The sequence below is a fragment of the Vandammella animalimorsus genome (assembly GCF_002285265.1).
In the GTDB taxonomy this organism is placed as follows: Bacteria; Pseudomonadota; Gammaproteobacteria; order Burkholderiales; family Burkholderiaceae_C; genus Lampropedia.
The window spans coordinates 1-22,523 of record NZ_NSJB01000001.1 but is presented as its reverse complement, the minus strand read 5'-3'; the positions used below and the strand labels follow the sequence as shown (position 1 = coordinate 22,523).

The window sequence follows — 22,523 nt, the reverse complement described above, 5'->3', positions numbered from 1 at the left end:
AGGCCCGGCAAAAAAATCAGCAAAAAAACTGTCCGGTTCTGCACGGCTGTTTCGTCTTCACGGTTGTACCGCTGGCCGCAAACCCCGGCCCACACTGGCCCAACCGATTGAAAGGACAAGACAGCATGCCTTCCACCGCCTCGCCCTTCCCGCTCGCATCCGCCCTTGAACCCGCCTCCAAAGCAAGCCCTTCGCCCGCCGCCCTGCCGCGCAGGCAACCGGCCTGGGCCTGCACCGCCGTGGCCTGGGCCTGCGCCTGGCTGGCGCTGACGGCGGCTGCGGCTGCGCCAGCACAGGCGCAAGCCCAACCCAACGCAGCCGCCCCGCAGGCCCAGCGCGTACACGCCATTGCCCTGCCCGCGCAGGATCTGGCCCAGGCCCTGAACGCGCTGGCGCGGCAGACTGGCCAGGCCATCTCGGCCGACCACGCCCTGATGGCGGGCAAGCAAGCCCCCGCCGTGGCCGGCCAGCTCACCACCGCCCAGGCGCTGCGGCAACTGCTGGCCGGCAGCGGCTTGCAGGCCGAAGCCGTCGCGGGCGGCTGGGTGGTGCGCCGCGCCCCAGCCGCCACACCGGCCCAACCCGCCGCTGCCGCCACGCGAGGCGAGGCCCAAACCCTGCCCGCCGTCACCGTCAGCGCCGCGCCCGACTTGAGCGGCACCACCGAAGGCACGCGCTCCTTCACCACCCGCGCCATGGCCAGCGCCACCGGCCTGGCGCTGTCGCCGCGCGAGACGCCGCAGTCGGTCAGCGTCATCACGCGCGAGCGCATCGAGGCCCAGGGCCTGGGCACCTTGAGCGATGCCGTGATGGCCACGCCTGGTGTTCACACCATGCCAAACGACGTGCGCGGCGACCGCATGAGCGCGCGCGGCTTTGAAATCAACAACTACCAGATCGACGGCGTGTCGCTCAACTGGCCCCGGCAATGGGACGCGGGCGAAACCCGCAACAACCTGGCCATGTACGACCGGGTGGAAGTGGTGCGCGGCGCCACCGGCCTGCTGACCGGCGCGGGCGAGCCTTCGGCCAGCATCAACATGGTGCGCAAGCGCGCCGAATCGGACGTGTTCACCGGCCAGGTGCAGGGCGAACTGGGTTCGTGGCAGCACCGCAGCGGCATGGCGGATGTGTCCGCCCCGCTCAACGCCAGCCGCAGCGTGCGCGCCCGCGTGGTGGCCCAGGCCACCAGCCGCGACACCTTCCAAGACCGCGAGCACATCGACAGCCAGCTCTTTTACGGCACGGTAGAGGCCGACCTGAGCCCTGGCACCCGCCTGACCCTGGGCGGCGATTGGCAAAACTTCAAGCCGCGCGGCGCACCTTGGAGCGGCCTGTTGCTTTGGGACAGCGAGGGCCGCCGCATCACCGATTGGCCGCGCGGCTACAGCCTCGCGGCCAATTGGGGCGGTTGGGCCAGCACGCAAAAAACCCTGTTCGCCAAGCTGGAGCACCGCTTCAACGATGACTGGACATTGAAGCTGGACGCCCAGCACGCCGACAACAATGCTGACCTCAAACTGAGCTGGCCTGAGGGCACGCCAGACCGCCACAGCGGCGGCGGCGTGGAGTTTTACAACAGCTATCAGCAAAGCGAGCGCAATCAGAAGGACCTGGGCTTACGCCTGAACGGCGCTCTCAATGCCTGGGGCCGCCGCCACGAGCTGATGGCCGGCCTGAGCTGGGCGCGCCAGCGCTGGTGGGCTGAAAAAACCCATGAGGGTGAGTACGCGCTGCCCAACGCCTGGGCCTTTGACGGCACGGTGCCCGAGCCGCCCCTGCTGGCCGAACCTGAGCTGATGGGCGATGTGCGCAGCACGCAGCGCGCCGCCTACGTGGCCGCCCGTCTGCACGTGGCCGAGCCGCTCAAGCTCATCGTGGGCACGCGCGTGACCGACCTCAAGCGCACCGGCGGCGCCGGGGCCATCTGGCATTACGCGTTCCAGACGCACGACAAACACGTGTTCACGCCCTACATCGGCGCGGTGTACGACCTGGGCGGCAGCTACTCGGCCTATGCCAGCGCCACGCGCATCTTCAAGCCGCAGGAAGATCGCGACCGCTACGGCCAGCCACTGCCCTCGCTCCAGGGCCGAAACCTGGAAGCGGGCCTGAAGGCCGAATGGCTGGACGGCCAGCTCACCGGCAGCCTGGCCGTGTTCCAGACCACGCAGGACAAGCTGGCGGTGCCAGACGGCAATCTGATCGTGCCCGGCACGGTGGACGAACAGGCCTACCGCGCCGCCAACAACGTGAAAACGCGCGGATACGAGCTGGAGCTGGCGGGCCGCCTGGCCCCCGGCTGGGACCTGAGCCTGGGCTGGACGCAATTGAGTACCAAGGAAGCCGATGGCACGCGTGTGCGCCCCCAGCACCCCAGCCGCCTGTTCAAGCTCTATACCCAGTACCGCCTGCCTGGCGCGTGGAACAAGCTCACGCTGGGCGGCGGCCTGAACTGGCAAGGCCGCACATACACAAACACGGAAAACCCGGTCACTGGTGCGCCCGAGCAACTGCGCCAGAACGCCTACGCGCTGCTCAACCTGAACGCGCGCTACCAGTTCACACCGCAACTGAGCGCGCGCCTGGCCGTGAACAACGTGCTGGACAAGCGCTACCTGTCCAACGTTTCGGCCTTCGACCGCCTGCAATACGGCGCGCCGCGCAGCGTGATGCTGACGGTGGATTACCGCTTCTGAGCGCGCCACAAAAATCCGCCCACGCGCCCTTGGCCTGGGCGCACTTGCCCTTCATGCCTGGCGCTCTTTGCAGGCATGGAGGGCAATTTCCTTTGTGGAGATAGGCTCTTCGGGAAAATCGCAATCTCTCTTTGGGAGGGCGGCAACAGAAAATTAATAGAATGCAAACCCTTCCTATTTAGATTGCACGCATCGCGCGTGCTTTTTGCAGCCTGGGCCGCCCAACCCTTCTTGGCTTGCCTTTTTGCTTTGCACGCGCATGTCTTTCACCCGCCATTACGACGAATTGCTGGGCCACTTCACCCGCGCCACGGGCGACCGCGAGGCCGCGCGCGATCTGGTGCAAGAGAGCCACGCCCGCGCCTGGGCGTTGGGGCCGAGGCTGGATGCGGTGCTGGATTTGCGCGCGCTGCTGTTTCGCATCGGCCGACATTTGGTGATCGACGAGGCGCGCCGCCGCCGGGCCGAGGCCCAGGCGCTGCACAACCTGGCGCTGCTGTGCGAGCAGGACGCCGCCCCCAGCGCCGAGCGCTGCTGCGCGGCCAGCCAGCAGCTCGAACGTCTGAGCGCGCGGCTGGCGCTGATGCCGCTGCGGCGGCGCACGGCCTTCATCCTGGTGCGGGTGCATGGCTTCAGCCATGCCGAGGCCGCAGCCCACATGGGCGTGAGCGTGGCCGGCATTGAAAAGCACGTGGTGCGCGCCACGCTGGATTTGGCCCCGCGCGCGCTGCTGGCCGCTGCCGCTGCTGCGCCCAAGGCGGGTTCCACCACTGCCACCGCCGCCACCGCCCCTATCGCCACCGCCCCTGCCGCCACGGCCCAGCCATGAAGATGCCGCCGCCCCATGCCGCCGTGGCGCATGACAGCTTGCCGGATGAGGCTTTGATGGATGAGGCCCCGAGCAACGATGCCCTGGTCAGCGAAGCGCTGTTGCTGCTGGCGCGCAGCCACGGCGGCGATGCACAGCAGGCGCAGGCGGCCCAGGCCGAGCTGCAAGCGCGCAGCGCGCGCGAGCCGGCCTTTGCCGCCGCCTGCCAGGCGGCGCGCCAAATCTGGCAGGCCACGGACGGCAGCGCCCTGCGCGACAGCCTGAGCCTGCCGCCCAGCGCCCGCGAGCGCCAGGGCGCGCCGCGCCGCGCCGTGCTGGGCCTGATGGGCGTGGCGGCGCTGACGCTGGGGCTGGGCGCAGCCGGGCGCTGGCTGTGGCTGCGGCCGACTTTTGCGCAGGCGCTGGCCACCGGCCAGGGTGAAATCCAGCGCCTGAGGCTGCCCGATGGCACCGAGCTGGCGCTGGATGCGCAAACGCGCGTGCGCGTGGCCCTGTACCGCCAGCGCCGCGAGCTGCACCTGGAGCACGGCGAAATTCACCTGCAAGTGGCCCCGGATGCAGACAGCCCGCTGACGGTGTTCACCGCCCAGGGTCGGGTGCGGGTGCTGGGCACGCGCTTTAGCGTGGCCGTGCGCCAGGCGCACATGCACGTGGCTGTGGCCCAAGGGCGCGTGGCCGTGTGGGCGCAGGCCGATGCCCCGGCCGCCCAGGTCGAACCAAGCGCGCCGCTGGCGGAGCTGGGCGCGGGCCAGCAATTGCGCCTTGGCGCAGGCCACAGCGGCCAGCCCCAGCCCATCGATGCCGCCGACGTGGGCGCATGGCAAGGCGGTATGGACGGTGGCTGGCTGGTGTTCCACGCCACGCCGCTGCCGGAAGTGGTGGCGCGCTGGAATGGCTACCTGCGCCCCGGCCTGCGCCTGGCGGGCAACGCCCAGCGCCTGCAAGCGCTGCGGCTGACGGGCAGCTTTCCCATCCGCGATCCGGGCGCTTTTCTGGCCAGCCTGCCGCGCACGCTGCCCCTGCGCGTGCAGCGCCAGGGCGACGGCAGCTGGCTGATTGCGCCGCGTTGACGCATTGCCGCGCTTTGGCCCGCAAAGAAAGGCCAAGGCAGCGGCCGCGCACCGCCTCCGCCATCCCAAACCGCCCCCCAAAAACCGCCATCCCCAAAAACCGCCACCCAAAAATCGCCAGAGACAAAACCTGACGCACACGAATCAGGCCAAAAATCCCCCCGCTCGCGCCGGCCCGGGATCTGAGGGTTTGCACCACGAGGCAAAGCCCCATGGCCTTGCTACGATATCGCCCGGCCTGATGGGGCGTTATCCACCCCATGCAGGCCGTGGCTTTGCAGGGCGACACACTCGCGCTGCACAAGCCGATTTTTCCTGGGCTTTTGCCCCCGCATCCAAGCCCCGCCAGGCCCCCGCCCGGCGGGGCTTGCATTGCCAGGGGTGGCCCTGCAACCAATGGTGGACACAATCCACTGGGAGACACCAACCATGCGCAAATCCAAGGCCCCGGCGCAGGGGCCCGGCAAAGGCAGGCTGCGCCTGCAAGTCCCGGAGCCATCGGCGCGGCCGGGGCAGAAGACCGATTTTTCCTTCCTCAAACTCTCCAAGGCCGGCGAAGTGCCGCGCCCGGCCATCGACTGCGCGTATGAGGAGACCATCGCGCTGAAGAATGGCCTGATCCGGGTGCTCGACGAGAACCATCAGGCGCAAGGCCCGTGGGATCCGAAGGCCAGCGTCGAGGAGCTGCGCCGCGGCCTGCGGCTGATGATGCTCACGCGCGCCTTTGACGCGCGCATGGTGATCTCGCAGCGGCAGAAGAAAACCTCCTTCTACATGCAAAGCCTGGGCGAGGAGGCCATTGGCGTGGGCCAGGCCATGTCGCTCAACCAGGACGACATGTGCTTTACCTCCTACCGCCAGCAAAACATCCTGCTCACGCGCGGCATGCCGATGGTGCAGATGATGAATCAGATCTACTCCAACACGGCCGACCCGGTAAAGGGCCGCCAGCTGCCGGTGATGTATTCGGCCAAGGAGTACGGCTTTTTCTCCATCTCCGGCAACCTGGGCACGCAGTACGTGCAGGCTGTGGGCTGGGCGATGGCCTCGGCCATCAAGCACGACTCGCGCATTGCCACGGCCTGGATTGGCGACGGCGCCACGGCCGAGGCGGACTTCTACACCGCGCTGGTGTTCGCGCAGGTCTACAACGCGCCAGTCATCATGAACGTGGTGAACAACCAGTGGGCGATCTCCACCTTCCAGGCCATTGCCGGGGGCTCCACGGCCACCTTTGCCGCGCGCGGCACGGGCATGGGCATTGCCTCGCTGCGCGTGGATGGCAACGACTTCCTGGCCGTGCTGGCCGCCTCGCGCTGGGCCGCCGAGCGCGCGCGCGGCAACCACGGGCCGACGCTGATCGAGTGGGTCAGCTACCGCGCCGGGCCGCACTCGACCTCGGACGACCCGAGCAAATACCGCCCGGCCGATGATTGGCAGCGCTTCCCGCTGGGCGATCCGATCGTGCGCCTGTCCAGGCACCTGATGGGCCTGGGCGCCTGGAGCGAGGCCGAGCACGAGGCCGTGCAGGCCGAGGTCGAGGCCGAGGTGCTGGCCGCGCAGAAGGAGGCCGAGGGCTACGGCACGCTCATCAGCGGCCCGCAGCGCAGCGCCGCCGATATGTTTGACGACGTGTACGAGCAGATGCCGCCGCATCTGATCGCGCAACGCCAGCAGCTGGGGGTGTGAACATGGCCAAGATGACAATGATTCAGGCGCTGCGCTCGGCCATGGACGTGATGCTCGAGCGCGACGACAACGTGGTGGTCTATGGCGAGGACGTGGGCTACTTTGGCGGCGTGTTCCGCTGCACCGAGGGCCTGCAGGCCAAGTACGGCAAGAACCGCGTGTTCGATGCGCCGATCACCGAAAGCGGCATCGTCGGCGCCGGCGTGGGCATGGCCGCCTACGGCCTGCGCCCGGTGGTGGAGGTGCAGTTTGCCGATTACGTCTATCCGGCGCTGGACCAGATCATGAGCGAGGCGGCGCGGCTGCGCTACCGCTCGGCGGGCGATTTCTCCGCGCCGATGGTCATCCGCATGCCCTGCGGCGGCGGCATCTACGGCGGGCAGACGCACAGCCAAAGCCCCGAGGCGCTGTTCACGCACACCTGCGGCATCCGCACCGTGATGCCCAGCAACCCGTATGACGCCAAGGGCCTGCTGATCGCAGCCATCGAGAACAACGACCCGGTCGTGTTCCTGGAGCCCAAGCGCCTGTACAACGGCCCGTTCGACGGCCACCATGACCGCCCGGTCGTGCCCTGGTCCAAGCATGAGCTGGGCGAGGTGCCCGACGGGCATTACACCGTGGCGCTGGATTCGGCCAAGATCGTGCGCCCAGGCAAGGCCGTGACGGTGATCGCCTACGGCACCATGGTGTTCGTGGCCGAGGCCGCGGCGCAGGAGTCGGGCATCGATGCCGAAATCATCGACCTGCGCAGCCTCTGGCCGCTGGATCTGCCCACCATCGTGCAGTCCGTGCAAAAAACCGGCCGCTGCGTCGTCGTGCACGAGGCCACGCGCACCGCTGGCTTTGGCGCTGAGCTGCTGTCGCTGGTGCAAGAGCACTGCTTCTACCACCTGGAAGCGCCCATCGAGCGCGTGGCCGGCTGGGACATCCCCTACCCGCACGCACAGGAATGGTCGTACTTCCCCGGGCCCGAGCGTGTCGCCCAGGCCCTGAAGAAAGTGATGGAGGCATAAAGCAATGGGTATTCACATCATCAAGATGCCGGACATCGGCGAGGGCATCGCAGAGGTCGAGCTGGTGGCCTGGCATGTGCAGGTCGGCGACACGGTGCGCGAGGACCAGAACCTGGCCGACGTCATGACCGACAAGGCCGCCGTTGAAATCCCCTCGCCTGTGGCTGGCAAAGTGCTGGCCCTGGGCGGCAAGCTGGGCGAAATGATGGCCGTGGGCTCGGAGTTGATCCGCCTGGAGGTCGAAGGCGAAGGCAATGTCAGCGCCGACGAGGCCGCCACGCCCGCTGCGGCCACGCCAGCCACAGCCCCCGCTGCCACGCCCCCCGCGCCGGCAGCGGCCCCTGCAACCCCAGCGGCCCAGCCAGCAGCGACCCCGGCCCCCGCCGCCAAGGCCCCGGCCAGCGCGCCGCGCACGGGCAGCCCCGCCTCTGCCGCCCCGGTTGCCCAGGCAGCCCCTGCGGCGCGCAACTTTGGCGAAGCGCCGCTGGCCTCGCCTGCGGTGCGCCGCCGCGCCTGGGATCTGGGCATCGAGCTGCAGTTCGTGCCCGGCAGCGGCCCGCACGGGCGCATCCTGCACGAGGATCTGGACGCCTACATGCAGCGCGCCAGCGGCCAGGGCGGCCCGGCCAGCCATGCCGGCAGCGGCTACGCCATGCGCACCGGCGTGCAGCAGGTGCCCGTCATCGGCCTGCGCCGCAAGATCGCCGAGAAGATGCAGGAGTCCAAGCGCCGCATCCCGCACTTCACCTATGTGGAGGAGGTGGACGTCACCGAGCTGGAAGCCCTGCGCGGCAAGCTCAACGCCCAGTACGGCAAAGAGCGCGGCAAGCTCACCATGATCCCCTTCATCGCCCGCGCCATGGTGGTTGCGCTGCGCGACTTCCCGCAAATCAATGCGCGCTTTGACGACGATGCCGGCATCGTCACCCGCTACGACGGCGTGCACCTGGGCATTGCCGCGCAGACCGATGGCGGCCTGGTCGTGCCTGTGCTGCGCCATGCCGAATCGCGCGACTTGTGGGGCAATGCCGCCGAAGTGGCGCGCCTGGCCGAAGCGGCCCGTGCGGGCAAGGCCACGCGCGATGAGCTCAGCGGCTCGACCATCACCCTCACCAGCCTGGGCGCGCTGGGCGGCATCGTCAGCACCCCGGTGATCAACCACCCCGAGGTGGGCATCGTCGGCGTCAACCGCCTGGTGGAAAAGCCCGTGGTGCTGGGCGGCCAGATCGTGATCCGCAAGACCATGAACCTGTCCTCCTCGTTCGACCACCGCGTGGTGGACGGCATGGACGCGGCGCGCTTCATCCAGGCCATCCGCGCCCTGCTGGAAACCCCGGCGCAGCTGTTCATCGACTGACCCACCACGGGCGGGCGGGCCTGGCCCTTGCCAGAGCCCGCCCGGCACCACTGAAGCGATACCAGACTCTTTATGCAAACCCTTCAAACCAAACTGCTGATCCTCGGCGGCGGCCCCGGCGGCTACGTGGCGGCCATCCGCGCCGGGCAATTGGGCATCCAGACCACGCTGGTGGAAGGCCAGGCCCTGGGCGGCACCTGCCTGAACATCGGCTGCATCCCCTCCAAGGCGCTGATCCACGCCGCCAGCGAATACGCCCGCGCCCAGGCCCAGGCCAGCGGCGACAGCCCGCTGGGCATCCGCGTGCAAAAGCCCACGCTGGACGTGGCGCAAACCATCGCCTGGAAAGACGGCATCGTGCAGCGCCTGACTGGCGGCGTGGGCGCGCTGCTCAAGCGCCAGAAAGTGCAAGTCGTGCAGGGCTGGGCGCACATCCTCGACGGCAAAACCGTCGAAGTGCGCGACGCCCAGGGCCAGGCCATGCAGCGCATCCAGTGCGAGCACCTGCTGCTGGCCAACGGTTCGCAGCCCGTGGAGCTGCCCATGCTGCCCTTTGACGGCCAGCGCATCATCTCCAGCACCGAGGCGCTCTCGCCCCAGCAGCTGCCCAAGACGCTGATCGTCGTCGGCGGCGGCTACATCGGCCTGGAGCTGGGCATCACCTACCGCAAGCTGGGCGTGGCCGTCAGCGTCGTCGAGGCCGCGCCGCGCATCCTGCCCGCCTACGACGCCGAGCTGACCCGCCCCGTGCAGGCGCGTCTGGAAAAGCTGGGCATCGCGCTGTACCTGAACCACCAAGTCGTCGGCCCGGCCTCGGGCAAGACCACCGGCGTGGACATCCGCCCCGCAGGCGATGCCAATGCCAAGCCCACCACTCTCAAAGCCGAGCAGGTGCTGGTGGCTGTGGGCCGCAAGCCGCGCACCGAAGGCTACGGCCTGGACGGCCTGCAGCTGAACATGAAAGGCCGCGCCGTGCAAATCGACGAGCAATGCCGCACCAGCATGCGCAACGTCTGGGCCATTGGCGACATCACCGGCGAGCCCATGCTGGCGCACCGCGCCATGGCCCAGGGCGAAATGGTGGCCGAGATCATCGCGGGCAAGACGCGGCGCTTTGAGCCCGCGCAAATCCCGGCCGTGTGCTTTACCGACCCCGAGGTCGTCAGCGTCGGCCTCTCGCCCGAGGAGGCCAAGGCCGCCGACCACGAAGTGCTCAGCGCCCAATTCCCCTTTGCCGCCAACGGCCGCGCCATGACGCTGGAGGACAGCGAAGGCTTCATCCGCGTCGTGGCCCGCAAGGACACGCACCGCATCCTCGGCTGGCAGGCCGTGGGCGGCCACGTCGCCGAGCTGGCCGCCGCCTTCTCGCAATCCATCGAGATGGGCGCGCGCCTGGAAGACGTGGGCCACACCATCCACGCCCACCCCAGCCTGGGCGAAGCCATCCAGGAAACCGCCCTGCGCGCCCTGGGCCAGGCGCTGCATGTGTGAGAGCCTGCTCAAAGCCCGAACTCGGCATGAAGCCAAGCGGCTTGGGCGGCCTGCCAGGCAAACGCAATAGCCGGGCCGCCCGCTGCCCCGGCAGATGAAACAAACCCCTGTGCGCCAATGGCGCACAGGTTTTTTTTTTCAGGCCTGACCACAACGGGCCATTGCAAGCGGCCCGCTGTGATGGTCAAAGAGCAGGCTTACTTCTTCGCCTTGGTCGAATCTTTCTGGCCTTCTTGCTGGCGGGCTGCGCCTTCGCCGCGCTTGGGTGCCGGCAGCGAGGCATCGACCTGATCGACGCGACCATCGCTGTTGCGGTCGACGCGCTGGAACATGCGCATGCCGCTTTGGACGAATTCCTCGGCCTCCAGGAAGTCGCTCTTGTCGGCGTCGAGGATACCAAAGCGCACGCGCGCCTGGGTCATCTGCCGTGCCATGAGTTCGCTCACGCCTGCGTCAATGCGCAGATCGAACTCGGTGGCGTATTCGCCCAGGCTCAGGCGCCCGTCGCCATTGACGTCGGTGCGCTTGAATTGCTCTTCGCGTACTTTGTCAAACTCCTCGCGCGTGAGCTTGCCATCGCGGTTGAGGTCGTACAAAGCCATCATGCCAGCCTTGCTGTGATTGGTGGGCATGGCCAGCATGTTGGGGCGCTGCTGGCCTTGGCCTTTCTCGGCCTTGTCGCCATGGCCATGCGCTTGGCCTTGGCCCTGTTTGCTGGCAGAGAGCTTCTCCGGCAACTTGCCCTGCGCGAAGGCGGCGAAGGCGCGCTCGCTGGCCTGGTCGTAGCGGCTGCGGCTGACGTGGCTTTGCCCTTCACCGGCCAGGGAGTTGAAGCGCACCAGCGTCATGCGGTCGATTTCTGCGCGGTCGCCCACCATGCCGGCTTGCAGACGCTGCTGAAATTCGCTCACGTACTCCTGAATGTCGATCTTGCCGTCGCGGTTGGCATCGACGCGCTGGAAGTGCTCCATGCGCTGGGCGCGCACCTCCTCGGCAGTGACAGCGCCATCCTTGTTGCCATCCATGACCTGGATGTATTCACCAATGTCATTGCCATGGCCGACGGAAGCTGCGGGCCGGCTGCCCTGTACAGGGGTGGCCTGCTTGTGCTGCTCGGCCGGGGCCTGCGGCTGGGTGCTGGCGCAAGCGGCCAGCAACATGGGCAGCAAGGCGAGGGCAAGGTGACTTGGTTTGCGTGTGGGCATGGCTGTAGAACTCCTTGTCGTTGATGGAAAAACTGTGCCGCAACCAGGCAGCGTTGCCACCTGGGCTGCTGGCCTTTCGGCCTGTCCTCAAACTCCTCGCGCCACACCTGGGGTTGTTGACATGCTTAGTGTTGCAGCGGTGTTTTCGGTCAGAACCCGCTTTGCAAGCCAAATCTCAACACCCCCTTGTCCGAGGCATGGCGCTAGGAGCGGTGCGAGGCGCTTGGGAGGACAGGAAAAGCAGGCGTTTATTTTTCAAATTGTACAGAACAATATCAATGCTTATTCTCATTTGTATTTTTGAGCATTGAGCGCTGGCTCCGCAAGCTCAAAAGGCCAAGCTGCGCGGCGCATACGGGTTTTGCAGGAATGCTTCTGCACAAGCAGCCTGCCAAAATGGCTGGGCACACCACAACTGTAACGGAGCGCATCTTGCCATGTCTGGTGCCCCGCCCGATTCCACACAGTCGCTCATTGGCAGCGTTGCAGAGCTGCCTGTTCACAGCGTCTGGATCGACAACGCCCGGCTGCTGGCCTGCGCCGCCGTGGTGCTGCTGCACGTGGCCGCCAGCGCCGTGGTCTATGCGCCGCTGGGCTCAGCAGACTGGTGGGCCGGCAATGCCTGGGATGCGGCCATGCGATGGAGCGTGCCGGTATTCGTCATGCTCAGCGGCTGCCTGCTGCTCACGCCGCACAGCGCCGCTGCCAGTTGGCAGGCGCAGCGCCGGCGCATGGCACGTGTGCTGGCGCCGCTGCTGTTCTGGGGCCTGTTCTACAACGCATGGCTGTTGCTGCAGCAGGCCCAGCTACCAAGCAGCCTGAGTGCGGCCTGGCAGGCGCTGGCGCCCGGCCTGGCGCGATCCTGGCTGGCTGGCGCGCCGCACTTTCACCTGTGGTTTCTGAGCATGATGGCCGGGCTGTACCTGCTCACCCCCTGGCTTTCGCGTCACAGCGCTGCCATGCCTATGGCACAGCGTCGCGCCCTTTCCTTGGCCCTGCTGGCCATTGCCGCCATGCTCAGCTTGGTGCAGCACGGCGGCCTGCGCCTGCTGCCAGCGCTGTTCTTCACCCTCTGGCTGCCTTTTCTGGGCTACTACCTGTATGGCAGTACGCTGCAGCAGGCACCAGCAACGGCGCCGCGCCGGTCGGCCGCAGCGCCGCTGCTGTTTGGCTTGGCCATGTTGGCCACCATGTTTGGCCTGTATGCCGTAGCGCTCCGCCATGGCCTGGCTGCCGGCCTGTACTTTTACGATTACTTCAGCCCCGGCGTCATCGCCATGTCGCTGGTGGCAGTGCATCTGCTGCGCCGCCTACAGCGCCCGTTACTGGGCAGAGCAACCAGTGCCGTGGCACGCCACACGCTGGGCATCTACCTACTGCACCCGCTGGTGCTCGACGCCATCGGCAGCTACCGCCTGCTGCGCCCCGACGCGCTGACGCAATGGGCATTCATCCCGCTGGTTGCAGCCTGCACGCTGCTGATCTCACTGCTGCTCAGCGCCCTGCTGGCCCGCCTGCCAGGCCTGCGCTGCGTGGTGTGAGCCAGCCCCGTTCAGGGCTTTCCTGCCCCTCTGGCCTTGTGCGCAGCGCTGCAGCCCCGGCCATACCAGGCAAAAAACAGACATAGAATCAAGAACGATTCTCATCCCTGAAAATGCTTGGCGCCCACCCCACCTCCCCACAGCCCATGACTGCCGGCGTAGCGCTGGCGGTGTTTGGCCAGCACTATGAAGGCCTGGTGCGCTTTTTGCGCCAGCGCACTGGCTGCAGCGATGCCGCGCACGAGCTGGCGCACGAGACCTGGCTGCGCCTGGTCGTGCGTGCCGATGCGAACAGCGCCCAAGACAGCCCTTGCAGCACAGCACAGCCCATACTGGCTGGCCGCTGGCCCGAAGAGGCAGGCGCTGCCGCCCAGCACGATTCGGCTCGGGCCTATATCTATGCCGTCGGCGCACGGCTGGCGCTCAACCGCCTGCGCGATCAGGGCAGGCAACAGCAGTGGATCGAAGTGGCCGGGCACGAAGATACCGAGCAGCCCTGCCACTGGCCACAAACTCACGCCAACCCGGCCCGCGCCCATGAGTTGCGCCAGGCCTTGGCTGCGATCGACCAGCACCTGGGCCAGCTGGGCCAGCGTCAGCGCCAGGTGTTGTTGGCCCATCGGCTCGATGGCCTGCCCCAGGCCGAGCTGGCGCAGCAGCACGGCGTCTCCATCAAAACCATTGAGCGCGACATTGCCGCTGGCATGGCGGCCATTGAAGCTGCGCTGTACCAATGGCGTGGCGAAGCGCCGGCGACGCTGACTGCGCCCAAAGCCTCAGGCACAACAGCCACGGCACCCCAGCCCACCATGTCAACCGCGCGCCGCCACGGCGGGCGGCGCCAAGCGCTTTCTGCCCTTCTGGGGCTGGGTGCGATGGGCGGACTGGCGCTCTTGCTGCGCCCCTGGCTGCTGCGCCAGGGCTGGCTGGGCGCGCCGCAATGGACGCTGGCGCTGGACAGCGGCATCGGTCAACTGCAGCGGCAAGATCTGCCCGACGGCAGCCAGCTCACGCTGGATGCCGCCAGCCACGTCGTGCTGCGCTATTTCAGCACCGAGCGTCAGGCCCAGCTGCATCGCGGCAGCGCCTTCTTTGCCGTCGCGCCCGATGCCCAGCGCCCCTTCACCGTGCACACCACACTGGCGCGCATCACCGTGCTGGGCACCCGCTTTGGCGTGGAGTGGCAAGGCACGCCCCAATCACCGCAGCTGCGCATTGCCGTGCAAAGCGGCCAGGTGCGCGTGCAACCGCTGCCTGGCACCCCCGATCAGCCCCAACCGGCCGCGCTGCTGCTGGGCGCGGGCCAGCAAGTCACGCTCGATGCCCAGGGCCAGGCCCGCCACACCCAGCTGGAGCGCCCCGAGGACGCCGCCGCCTGGCAACACGGCTGGCTGCTCTTGCAGGGCGAGCCGCTGGGCGCGGCCGCACAGCGCCTGGCGCGCTACCACCACGCCCCCATCCGCGTCGCCCCCGAGGCCGCCGCGCTGCCCGTGCTCGGCCGCGTGCGCATCGCCCTGGCCTACGAATGGCTGCGCCTGCTGCCCCAATCCCTGCCCGTGCGCGTACAACGCGCCAGCGACGGCAGCATCGACATCCTGCCGGCGCGGCGCAGCTGAGCCCCCGCCACCGGCCCAGGCCCAAAATGGACAGGCCACAGCCGCAGCGCCAGCCAGGGCCAATGGCCTGAGCCCAAGCAAAGCCCCATCACAAAAGCGCCGAGCCAATCCGTGAACGCGCCTGCGTAAAGCCGCGCTGGAAAGCCTGCAGCACACTGCCCAATCGCCGCTCGGCAGCATCGCCCTCCACCCAGCCATGGGCATGCAGCAATTGGTCCATAAGGCGCTGGCACAGCGCCCCATCGCCCAAGCCAGGGGGTGCGCGAAAAAAATTTTCTCCATCCATGAGGGATTTGCCGCGCTGCGGTGTTGTATCTCATGGTGGCCCACAGCGCCGCCTCGATGCAGGCGTGCCCGCCGGCCCTTGCGGCATGGCGCGCCGCCCCCCAAACACTTTGATGGAGATTTGCATGCCCCGACCCGCCATCCCCCATTTGCCCTGCCGCCCCTTGGCAAGGCCCGAGCTGCGCCCGCTGGCCGCCGCTGCCGCGCTGAGCCTGGCCGCCGCGCTGCCGGCCGCCTTGCCCCTGCCTGCCCAGGCCCAGCCCGCCGCAGCGCCTGCCTACCAGCTGCCGGCCCAGCCGCTGGCGCAAAGCCTGGCCGCGCTGGCCGCCCAGGCCGGGCTGCAACTGGTGGCCGACCCGGCCCGCATTGGCCAGCGCATGGCCCCGGCCCTGCCGCCCACGGCCGATTTGCCGCAGGCGCTGCGCGCGCTGCTGGCCGGCAGCGGCCTGCAAGGGCGCGTGCAGGGGCAGACGCTGGTCATCACCCCGGCCCCGGCGCGCCCAGCCGCCGCAGATGCCCCAGCCGCCAATGCAGCCGATGCCAAAACCCTGCCGGCCGTGACCGTCACCGCCGCGCCCGATTTGAGCGGCACCACCGAGGGCACGCGCTCCTTCACCACCCGCGCCATGTCCAGCGCCACCGGCCTGGCCCTCTCGCCGCGCCAGACGCCGCAGTCGGTCAGCGTCATCACGCGCGAGCGCATCGAGGCCCAGGGCATGAGCAGCCTGAGCGATGCCGTGGCGGCTGCGCCGGGGGTGCACAGCGCCACCGTGGATGGCCGGGGCGAGAGCTATAGCGCCCGCGGTTTTGGTCTGAACGCCATCCAGATCGATGGCGTTCCTATGAGTTGGGGAAGTGGTTGGGAGGCCGGTGAGTCGCGTAACAGCCTGGCCATTTATGACCGGGTGGAAGTCGTGCGCGGCGCCACAGGTCTGCTGACCGGCGCGGGCGACCCATCAGCGTCGGTCAACCTGGTGCGCAAACGGGCTGAGGCCGATACCTTCACCGGCCATCTGCAAGGCCACCTTGGCAACAGGCGGCAGCGCGGCGCAATGGCGGATTTGTCTACCCCGCTCAATGCCAGCCGCAGCGTGCGCGCCCGCATCGTGGCCCAAGCGACGGGCGAAGATGGCTTCAACATGCGCGAGAAAGCCAATGGCAAGGTGTTTTTCGCCACTGCGGAAGCCGATCTTTCCCCCGCCACCCGCCTGACGGCCGGATTCGATTGGCAAGACAACCAGCGCCCGGGCATGCCCTGGCGCAGCCTGGTGATCTGGCATGACGATGGCAGCATCATCGACTGGCCGCGCGGCTACAGCCTGGCGCCACACTGGGCCGCGTGGAACACGCAGCAAAAAAGCGCTTTCGCCAACCTGGAGCACCACTTTGGCAATGACTGGCGGCTGAAGCTGGACGCGCAGCACATCCGCAACAACGTCGAGGAAATCCTGTCTTTCACCGACGGCCTGCTGCATCGCGGCAGCGGCCTGGGCCTGGCGGCAGAGCCCATCCAATACGACGCCCGGCGCAAGCAAAGCAATTTCACGCTGAACCTGCAAGGCCCGTTCCATGCCTGGGGGCGCAAGCACGAGGCCATGTTGGGCCTGTCGCAATCGCGGCAGGACTTTCTTTCGCTGCGCACAGCTGGCAACGATGAAAGGCCCTTGGGCAACGCCTGGACATTCGATGGCAATACGCCTGGCCCCTTGCCGCTGAACCCGCCCGAGCGGGTGGTGGACACCGTGACCAAGCAGCGCGCCGCTTACGGCGCCGTGCGCCTGCACGTGGCCGAGCCGCTGCGCTTGATTGCCGGTGCGCGTCTGACCCACTGGCAGCAGCAAAGCCCGCAGACCGCATGGAACAGCCCCTACCACATGCGACATCCGCACGTGGTCACGCCCTATATCGGCGCGGTGTACGACCTGGGCGGCAGCTACTCAGCCTATGCCAGCGCCACGCGCATCTTTAACCCGCAGGACAGCCGCGACCGGCATGGCCGCTACCTCGACCCGCTCAAAGGCCAGAACCTGGAAGCCGGGATGAAGGCCGAATGGCTGGGCGGCCAGCTCAATGGCAGCTTTGCGCTGTTCCAGACCACGCAGGACAACTTTGCCGTTGAAGACGGCGAATGGATCGTGCCCGGCACGGAGGATGAGCAAGCCTATCGCGCCGCCAAGGGCGTGAAAACGCGCGGCTACGAGCTGGAGCTGGTCGGCCGCCTGGCCGAAGGCTGGGACGTGGGCCTGGGCTGGACGCAGCTCAGCAGCAAGAACGCACAGGGCGAGCGGGTACAGACCAGCCGCCCCAGCCGCATGCTCAAGCTCCACACCCAATACCGCCTGCCTGGCGCGTGGAACAAGCTGACGCTGGGCGGCGGTCTGTACTGGCAAAGCGGTATTCACGAGTGGCGCAATAACCCCGTACTCGGGCAGCGCGTGCGTTTGGAGCAAAGCGCCTATGCGCTGCTCAACCTGAGCGCGCGCTACCAGTTCACGCCGCAACTGGCCGCCCATCTGACCGTCAACAACGCACTGGACAAAACTTACTGGGCCACCCTGTGGCGGCGCACCTGGGGCGCGCCGCGCAGCGTGATGCTGACGGTGGATTACCGCTTCTGAGCGCCTGCCCACAATCTCTGAGCAGCGGGCAATGCCGCCGGTTGGGTGGTCTGCGGCAAGGTCTTGCGCCTTGCGGCCCATCCCAACCCCGCTTCTTGCCCGCCCGCGTCAAGACTGTGAACAGGCCTTGGCGCGTGTTCTGCCCGAGTGTTGACAAATCCAAAATCCAAGACTTGGGCGCTGACTGGCATCGCCATCGCGCAGGCAGCTCTCGTCATGCCCGCGAAGGCGGGCATCCAGCGCCAGCCTTGCGCACGAGCGGGGGGATTGGCAAACGGCAGCGCCGCCGCCCCTGTCAGCGTCGCGGCTGGACACCCGCCTGTGCGGGTGTGACGAGCAGCAGCGGCGCTTCTTACAGGAAATTAGAACGGCAGCAGCAATGCCGCCAGCAGCAGGGGCAGGAACAGCCACCAGCTGCTGCGGCGCAAGCGGTGGTGGCCAGGTGGATGAGCAGGCCCACCAGCAGCAGCGAGGGCTTGCGCAGCATGAACAGCAGCACCAGCAGGGCCAGGGTTTGCTCCAGCAGCATGCGCGGGCCAGCGCTGGCTGGCGTGCTGCGCGTCTTCGGCAGGCAGCTGGGGCTGCGCCGCGCCCTGGCGCTGCGGCGCTCGGCATGGCTGCCTGCGCCTGCGCGCGCTGGGCCTGGGCTTGCCGCTGGCGCTGCTCTTTGCGCTGCGCATCGGTGGGCTCGCGCACGGGCGCTGGCGGCTGGGCCGGCTGCCACCAGCAGCTGCGCGCGCGGCATCGGCCTGGGCATCGTGCTCGGCCGTGCAGCGGCCCAGACCCGCATGCCCGCGGCCACGCCAGGGCGCAGCGCAATGGCGTGGCAAGAAGGTGCCTGATGGGGGCGGAACAGCAAAACCATGGCCCGGGGCTTGCATGAAAAAGCGCGGCCCACGCCGCCGTGCTGGGGCGGCATGGGCCGTTGTGCGGGCAATGCGTGAGATGGCAGCGCAGTGCGCGGGCGGCCAGTGCGCGCTTTGCCAGCGCGGCCGGGCTCAGGCGCGGTGCGTTACTCGTCCACCAGCTCGCGCAGTTTTTTCAGCTCGGATTCTTCGCCCGGCGCGGCCTCTGCCGGGGGGCGAGCGGCCTGGGTCTGCTGGCCGCAGAGGCGCTCGATCTCCTGCCACAGGCGGGCGATTTGCTCTTCAGAGTGCGCGGCGGCGTCGATCAGGCCGCGCAGCGCCTGGGAGACGGGGTCGTCGCTTTGCGTGACGCCGTAGGCGGAAAAGCCCATGCGGGCCGAGGCTTCCTCGCGGCGGCGGTCGCTGTCGGCCTGGATGATGCGCGCCGGGTTGCCCACGGCCGTGGCGCCGGCGGGCACGGGCTTGGTGACCACGGCATTGCTGCCGACCTTGGCGCCAGCGCCCACTTCAAAGCCGCCGAGCACCTGCGCGCCCGCGCCGATGACGGCCCCGGCGCCGATGGTGGGGTGGCGCTTGCTGCCCTTGTGCAGTGAGGTGCCGCCCAGCGTGACGCCCTGGTAGATGGTCACGCCGTCGTGGATTTCGGCGGTCTCGCCAATCACCACGCCCATGCCGTGGTCGATGAACACGCCCTGGCCGATGCGCGCGCCGGGGTGGATCTCGATGCCGGTGCACCAGCGCCCGATGTGCGAGGTCAGCCGCCCCAGCCAGTACAGCCGGCGCTGCCAGAACCAGTGCGCGATGCGGTGCAGCCAGATGGCGTGCAGGCCGGGGTAGCAGGTCACGACCTCCCAGGCGTTGCGCGCTGCGGGGTCGCGCTCAAGAATGCATCGGATATCGGCTCGCAGACGGGACAACATGCTCGGGGAAACAGGCAACAGGCCTTGGGCCAGGGGCGCCTTGGCGCCACCCGGGGGCAATGCAAATCAATGAAACTCGCGCTCGCGCAGCCACTTGGTGGCCACCCATTTCTCGCCGGAGATGACGGGCGCGCCGCCGTGCAGCGAGAGCGTGCTGGGGTGGGGCTTGTCGTAGCTGAAGAACACGGCCATGCCCTGTTGGGCGGTGATTTCCAGCCCGGCGTTGGGGAAGGTCGTGCCCCCGCCCTCGGGCGGCGTGTTCAGGTACACGAGGAAGGTGCCCACGCGCTGGCCGCCACGGCGCAGCAAGGTGGCCGTACTGGGCTGGCCCAGCTCGAAATAGTCGTAATGGGGCTTGTACTCGGCCCCAGGGCCGTAGCGCAGCACCTGCAGGCCCTCGCCGTTTTCCAGCGGCCAGCCCAGCAGCCGGGCGATGCGCGCCTCCAGCGCGGCCACCACGGGGTGCTCGCCGCGCTCGAAGAACATGCCTTCGCTGGTGCGGTCGGCGTTGAGCTCGTCGCCGCCGCTGTTGTTGTCCACGGTCATCGAGCGCTTCATGCGCGGCTGGGCCAGCTCGATGAGTTGCTGGCATTCCTGCGCATCGAGCACGCCATCGAGCACCACCACGCGCGGCTGCTGCAGGCTCATCACCACGCGCACCTGGCGATCGCCCGCGTCCAGAAAGGCCGGGTGCTGCTGCAGCGTCAGATCGGGCACCGGCACGGCAGGCGGCAGGTCCTCGCTGCGCGCCTGCGGCTGCACGGCCGCGGCGGCCGTGCCCTGCAGGTGTTCAGAAAGCACGGCCTCCATCGCCGCCAGCGCCACCTCTTCGCACCAGCCGGCATCGAGCATGGCCTGCAGCACGCGCGGCGCGGAGACACCGGCCTGGGCCTGCTCCACGATCCAGGTGCGCAGCTCCGGCGTCACGGCGGCCAGATGGGGGTTGGTGGTGGTGGCGATCTCGCTCATGTCCTGCTTCCTCCCTGTGAATATTGAACATCGATGCGCAGTGTTTGCCGCTGCTGCATGACGCCAAAGACATGCAGCCAGGGCAAAGCCTGCATGTTCTCACAATCTGCTACAGCTCTTGAGCTGGCGCGTTGCTTTCCCCGCACGGATTGTGCGGGTCTATGCCCGGGGGAAGGTCCGCGCGAAGCCAACGGCCAAGGGTGCGGCCGTGGGATCGGGTGGGGTTTGCGCCCCCCTGGCGCGCAAGGCGCGGTGCGATGGACAGGCCCGTGCGGGACGCACGCCAGGGTTTGTTGAGATGGGGTTTGCAAAGCGGTTTTGCGAGGCAAACGCCGCAGATGCAAGGCGAAAACGAAATGCGCGCAAGACCTGCACGCCTGGCGAGCATTTTCAACGCGGCAGTTGCGCAGGTTTGACCGAAAACACCGCCGCAACACTCCATCTCAACAGCCAGGGCGCGCCGACTCCGGGCGGCGAAACACCAGCTGATCGAGGCTGGAGGCCTGCGCGTCGAAGGCATAGCCTTCGCTGGCGAAGGCCTGCAGCTGCTCGGGGTGTTCGGCGCGCTGCTCGATGGCAAAGCGCGCCATCAGCCCGCGCGCGCGCTTGGCCAGGAAGCTGATGATCTTGTACTGCCCGCCTTTTTCGTCGTAGAAGACACAATCGACCACCCGCGCCTTCAGGCGGCGGCGATCGACGGCCTTGAAATACTCGCCCGATGCCAGGTTGACGATCAGCGGCGTTTTCTGCTGCTGCAGGCGCTGCGCCAGGTACTCGGCCAGCGGCTCGGCCCAGAACTGGTAGAGGTTCTCGGCCTGGCCCACGGGAAGGCGCGTGCCCATTTCCAGCCGATAAGGCTGCAGGCTGTCGAGCGGGCGCAGCGCGCCATACAGGCCGCTGAGGATCAGCAGGTGCTGCTGCGCCCAGTCCAGATCCTGGGCGCTGAGGCTGGCCGCTTGCAGGCCTTCGTAGACGTCGCCGTTGAAGGCCAGCACGGCCTGGCGCGAGTTCTGCGGCGTGGCCTGCGCCTGCCAGGCCTGGTTGCGCTGCACGTTCAGTTGCGCCAGTTTGTCGCTGATGCCCATGAGCTGCGCCAGCTGCGCGGCGTTTTTCTTGCGCAGCACCTGCATGAGCTGCTGCGAGCGGGGCGTGAAGTGCGGCTCGGTGGCGGGCAGGGCCGCATCCACCGGGCTGTCGTAATCCAGCGACTTGGCTGGCGAGAGCAGAAACAGCATGGCTTGCAGCCCTTTCTTCCTGGCTCAGGCCTGCGCCGCAGTGCCCTGGATGCCCTGGATGCCCTGGATGCCCTGGATGCCCTGGGCGCCCTGGGTGGCCTGGTCGAACGGGTATTGCTGCTGGCGCAGATCCTGGCGCGTCTCGACCAGCACCAACGGGCCCTGGTCGAGCACCGGCACCGGCGGCCGCTCGCGCGGCACGTGCACGGGCCGGGGGGCGGCGGCCATTTCGGCCTGCACGCGCGCGACCTTGTCGGCATCCGAATGCACCCAGTCCAGCCCAGCCGTGGCAACGGTGTGCGAGAGGGCCTGTACATCGAGCACAAAGGGCTGCGCCACGGCGGGCGCGGTGGCTGGCGCGGTGGCTGGCGCAAAGGCCTGCGCGGCAGGCTGTGCCATCGCGGCGGGCACGGCGGGCTGGGCGGGCTCGGGGGCCGGCTGTGCGATGGGCTGTGGTTCAGCCTGTGGTGCGGGCTGAGGTCCCGGCTGGGGAGCAGGCTCGGATGCAGCCAGGGGCTGAGCCGCCTCCACGGCCACCGGGGGCATGGGCGCGACAGGTGCAGCATCGGTTGCTTCAGCAGCGGCGGCCTGTGGTGCGGACTCGGCCTGCGGCGCAGCCTCGTCCTGCGCGGCGCGGTCGAAATAGCTGCGGCGGCGCGGCACCAGCTCCTGCGGCGCTTGCGGGTCCTGCTGCGGCTGGGCGTCAGCGCCTGGCCCGGCCTGCTGCTCGGCCCAGCCTGCCTGGGCCTGCTCGTCCAGATCCTGCGACTGCTCGGCATCGGTCGGGGCGCTGTCGCGGTCCTGGCGGCGGCGATAGCGCCCGTAGCGGTCGCGCTGGCGGCGTTCGCGGCGCTCCTGGCCTTGGCCATCGGCCTGGCTGCCTTCAGCGGCGCCGGTCAGCGGGGCGGCGGCCTGTGCATCGGCAGCGGCGGCATCGGCCAGCGCCAGGCTGGCGGCCGTGGCGCCGGCTTCGGCGCTCAAGGGGCTGCTGCGCAGCGCCCTGGACGGCCAGCACGACGCCGAGCTACCGCTGCTGGCGCTGGAGCGCCTGACCTTTCGCTTCGCCCAGGCGGGGTTTGCCCTGCTGACGGCCACCTTCGTGGCCGGCTTTTTCTTT

18 protein-coding genes are annotated in these 22,523 nt (G+C 68.4%); 11 read left to right on the top strand and 7 right to left on the bottom strand.

Annotated elements, in window-relative coordinates; genetic code table 11:
• Positions 1-125: 125 nt before the first annotated feature.
• The 7 genes from CK625_RS00085 to lpdA all read left to right on the top strand — a co-directional run bounded on the left by CK625_RS00085 (position 126) and on the right by lpdA (position 10,151).
• The gene (locus CK625_RS00085; RefSeq protein WP_095538265.1) at positions 126-2,699 is read left to right on the top strand and encodes a TonB-dependent siderophore receptor; all 2,574 of its coding nucleotides are present in this window, start codon (positions 126-128) and stop codon (positions 2,697-2,699) included.
• Between the two features lie 259 nt (positions 2,700-2,958).
• Positions 2,959-3,528, top strand: a complete 570-nt coding sequence (locus tag CK625_RS00080) for an RNA polymerase sigma factor (RefSeq protein ID WP_095538264.1) — start codon at positions 2,959-2,961, stop codon at positions 3,526-3,528.
• Positions 3,525-4,598: a FecR family protein gene (locus tag CK625_RS00075; RefSeq protein ID WP_238945422.1), complete on the top strand. Its 1,074-nt coding sequence runs from the start codon at positions 3,525-3,527 to the stop codon at positions 4,596-4,598. Before CK625_RS00080 ends, CK625_RS00075 begins: the two co-directional genes overlap by 4 nt.
• A 429-nt stretch (positions 4,599-5,027) precedes the next feature.
• The gene (locus CK625_RS00070; RefSeq protein ID WP_095538263.1) at positions 5,028-6,287 is read left to right on the top strand and encodes a thiamine pyrophosphate-dependent enzyme; all 1,260 of its coding nucleotides are present in this window, start codon (positions 5,028-5,030) and stop codon (positions 6,285-6,287) included.
• Between the two features lie 2 nt (positions 6,288-6,289).
• A complete protein-coding gene (locus CK625_RS00065; RefSeq protein ID WP_172425032.1) occupies positions 6,290-7,303 on the top strand; it encodes an alpha-ketoacid dehydrogenase subunit beta in 1,014 nt (337 codons plus the stop codon).
• 4 nt (positions 7,304-7,307) lie between these two features.
• Positions 7,308-8,660, top strand: coding sequence for a dihydrolipoamide acetyltransferase family protein (locus tag CK625_RS00060; RefSeq protein WP_095538262.1), 1,353 nt, complete (start codon positions 7,308-7,310; stop codon positions 8,658-8,660).
• Positions 8,661-8,732: 72 nt separating this feature from the next.
• Positions 8,733-10,151 carry a dihydrolipoyl dehydrogenase gene (lpdA, locus tag CK625_RS00055; RefSeq protein ID WP_095538261.1) on the top strand — a complete coding sequence of 473 codons (1,419 nt, stop codon included), beginning with the start codon at positions 8,733-8,735 and terminating at the stop codon, positions 10,149-10,151.
• Positions 10,152-10,348: 197 nt separating this feature from the next.
• On the opposite strand, the gene CK625_RS00050 is transcribed toward lpdA, so the two are convergent.
• Complete coding sequence (locus CK625_RS00050; protein ID WP_095538260.1) at positions 10,349-11,356, bottom strand: hypothetical protein; 1,008 nt, start codon at positions 11,354-11,356, stop codon at positions 10,349-10,351.
• On the opposite strand from CK625_RS00050, the gene CK625_RS13450 reads away from it, so the two are divergent.
• The 3 genes from CK625_RS13450 (at position 11,355) to CK625_RS00040 (ending at position 14,513) form a co-directional block, all read left to right on the top strand.
• A complete protein-coding gene (locus CK625_RS13450) occupies positions 11,355-11,660 on the top strand; it encodes a hypothetical protein (protein ID WP_124855553.1) in 306 nt (101 codons plus the stop codon). The two genes, CK625_RS00050 and CK625_RS13450, sit on opposite strands and share 2 nt — an antisense overlap.
• Before the next feature lie 133 nt (positions 11,661-11,793).
• Positions 11,794-12,897: an acyltransferase gene (locus CK625_RS00045; RefSeq protein WP_095538259.1), complete on the top strand. Its 1,104-nt coding sequence runs from the start codon at positions 11,794-11,796 to the stop codon at positions 12,895-12,897.
• Between the two features lie 146 nt (positions 12,898-13,043).
• Entirely contained in the window at positions 13,044-14,513 is a 1,470-nt protein-coding gene (locus tag CK625_RS00040; protein ID WP_172425030.1) for a sigma-70 family RNA polymerase sigma factor, read from the top strand.
• An 88-nt stretch (positions 14,514-14,601) separates the two neighbouring features.
• On the opposite strand, the gene CK625_RS14195 is transcribed toward CK625_RS00040, so the two are convergent.
• On the bottom strand, positions 14,602-14,733 hold the full coding sequence (locus CK625_RS14195; RefSeq protein ID WP_275250104.1) for a hypothetical protein: 132 nt from the start codon (positions 14,731-14,733) through the stop codon (positions 14,602-14,604).
• Positions 14,734-14,923: 190 nt separating this feature from the next.
• Between CK625_RS14195 and CK625_RS00035 the strand changes: the two genes are divergently transcribed.
• A complete protein-coding gene (locus tag CK625_RS00035; RefSeq protein WP_143326118.1) occupies positions 14,924-17,416 on the top strand; it encodes a TonB-dependent siderophore receptor in 2,493 nt (830 codons plus the stop codon).
• A gap of 352 nt (positions 17,417-17,768) precedes the next feature.
• On the opposite strand, the gene CK625_RS13805 is transcribed toward CK625_RS00035, so the two are convergent.
• The 5 genes from CK625_RS13805 to CK625_RS13445 all read right to left on the bottom strand — a co-directional run bounded on the left by CK625_RS13805 (position 17,769) and on the right by CK625_RS13445 (position 22,387).
• The gene (locus CK625_RS13805; RefSeq protein ID WP_172425029.1) at positions 17,769-17,945 is read right to left on the bottom strand and encodes a hypothetical protein; all 177 of its coding nucleotides are present in this window, start codon (positions 17,943-17,945) and stop codon (positions 17,769-17,771) included.
• Between the two features lie 483 nt (positions 17,946-18,428).
• Positions 18,429-19,202: a serine O-acetyltransferase gene (gene cysE / locus CK625_RS00025; protein WP_095538970.1), complete on the bottom strand. Its 774-nt coding sequence runs from the start codon at positions 19,200-19,202 to the stop codon at positions 18,429-18,431.
• 66 nt (positions 19,203-19,268) lie between these two features.
• Positions 19,269-20,171, bottom strand: a complete 903-nt coding sequence (locus tag CK625_RS00020) for a 2OG-Fe(II) oxygenase (protein ID WP_095538255.1) — start codon at positions 20,169-20,171, stop codon at positions 19,269-19,271.
• Between the two features lie 443 nt (positions 20,172-20,614).
• Entirely contained in the window at positions 20,615-21,406 is a 792-nt protein-coding gene (yaaA, locus tag CK625_RS00015; RefSeq protein ID WP_095538254.1) for a peroxide stress protein YaaA, read from the bottom strand.
• Positions 21,407-21,430: 24 nt separating this feature from the next.
• Positions 21,431-22,387, bottom strand: coding sequence for a hypothetical protein (locus CK625_RS13445; RefSeq protein ID WP_143326117.1), 957 nt, complete (start codon positions 22,385-22,387; stop codon positions 21,431-21,433).
• Positions 22,388-22,523: the final 136 nt, after the last annotated feature.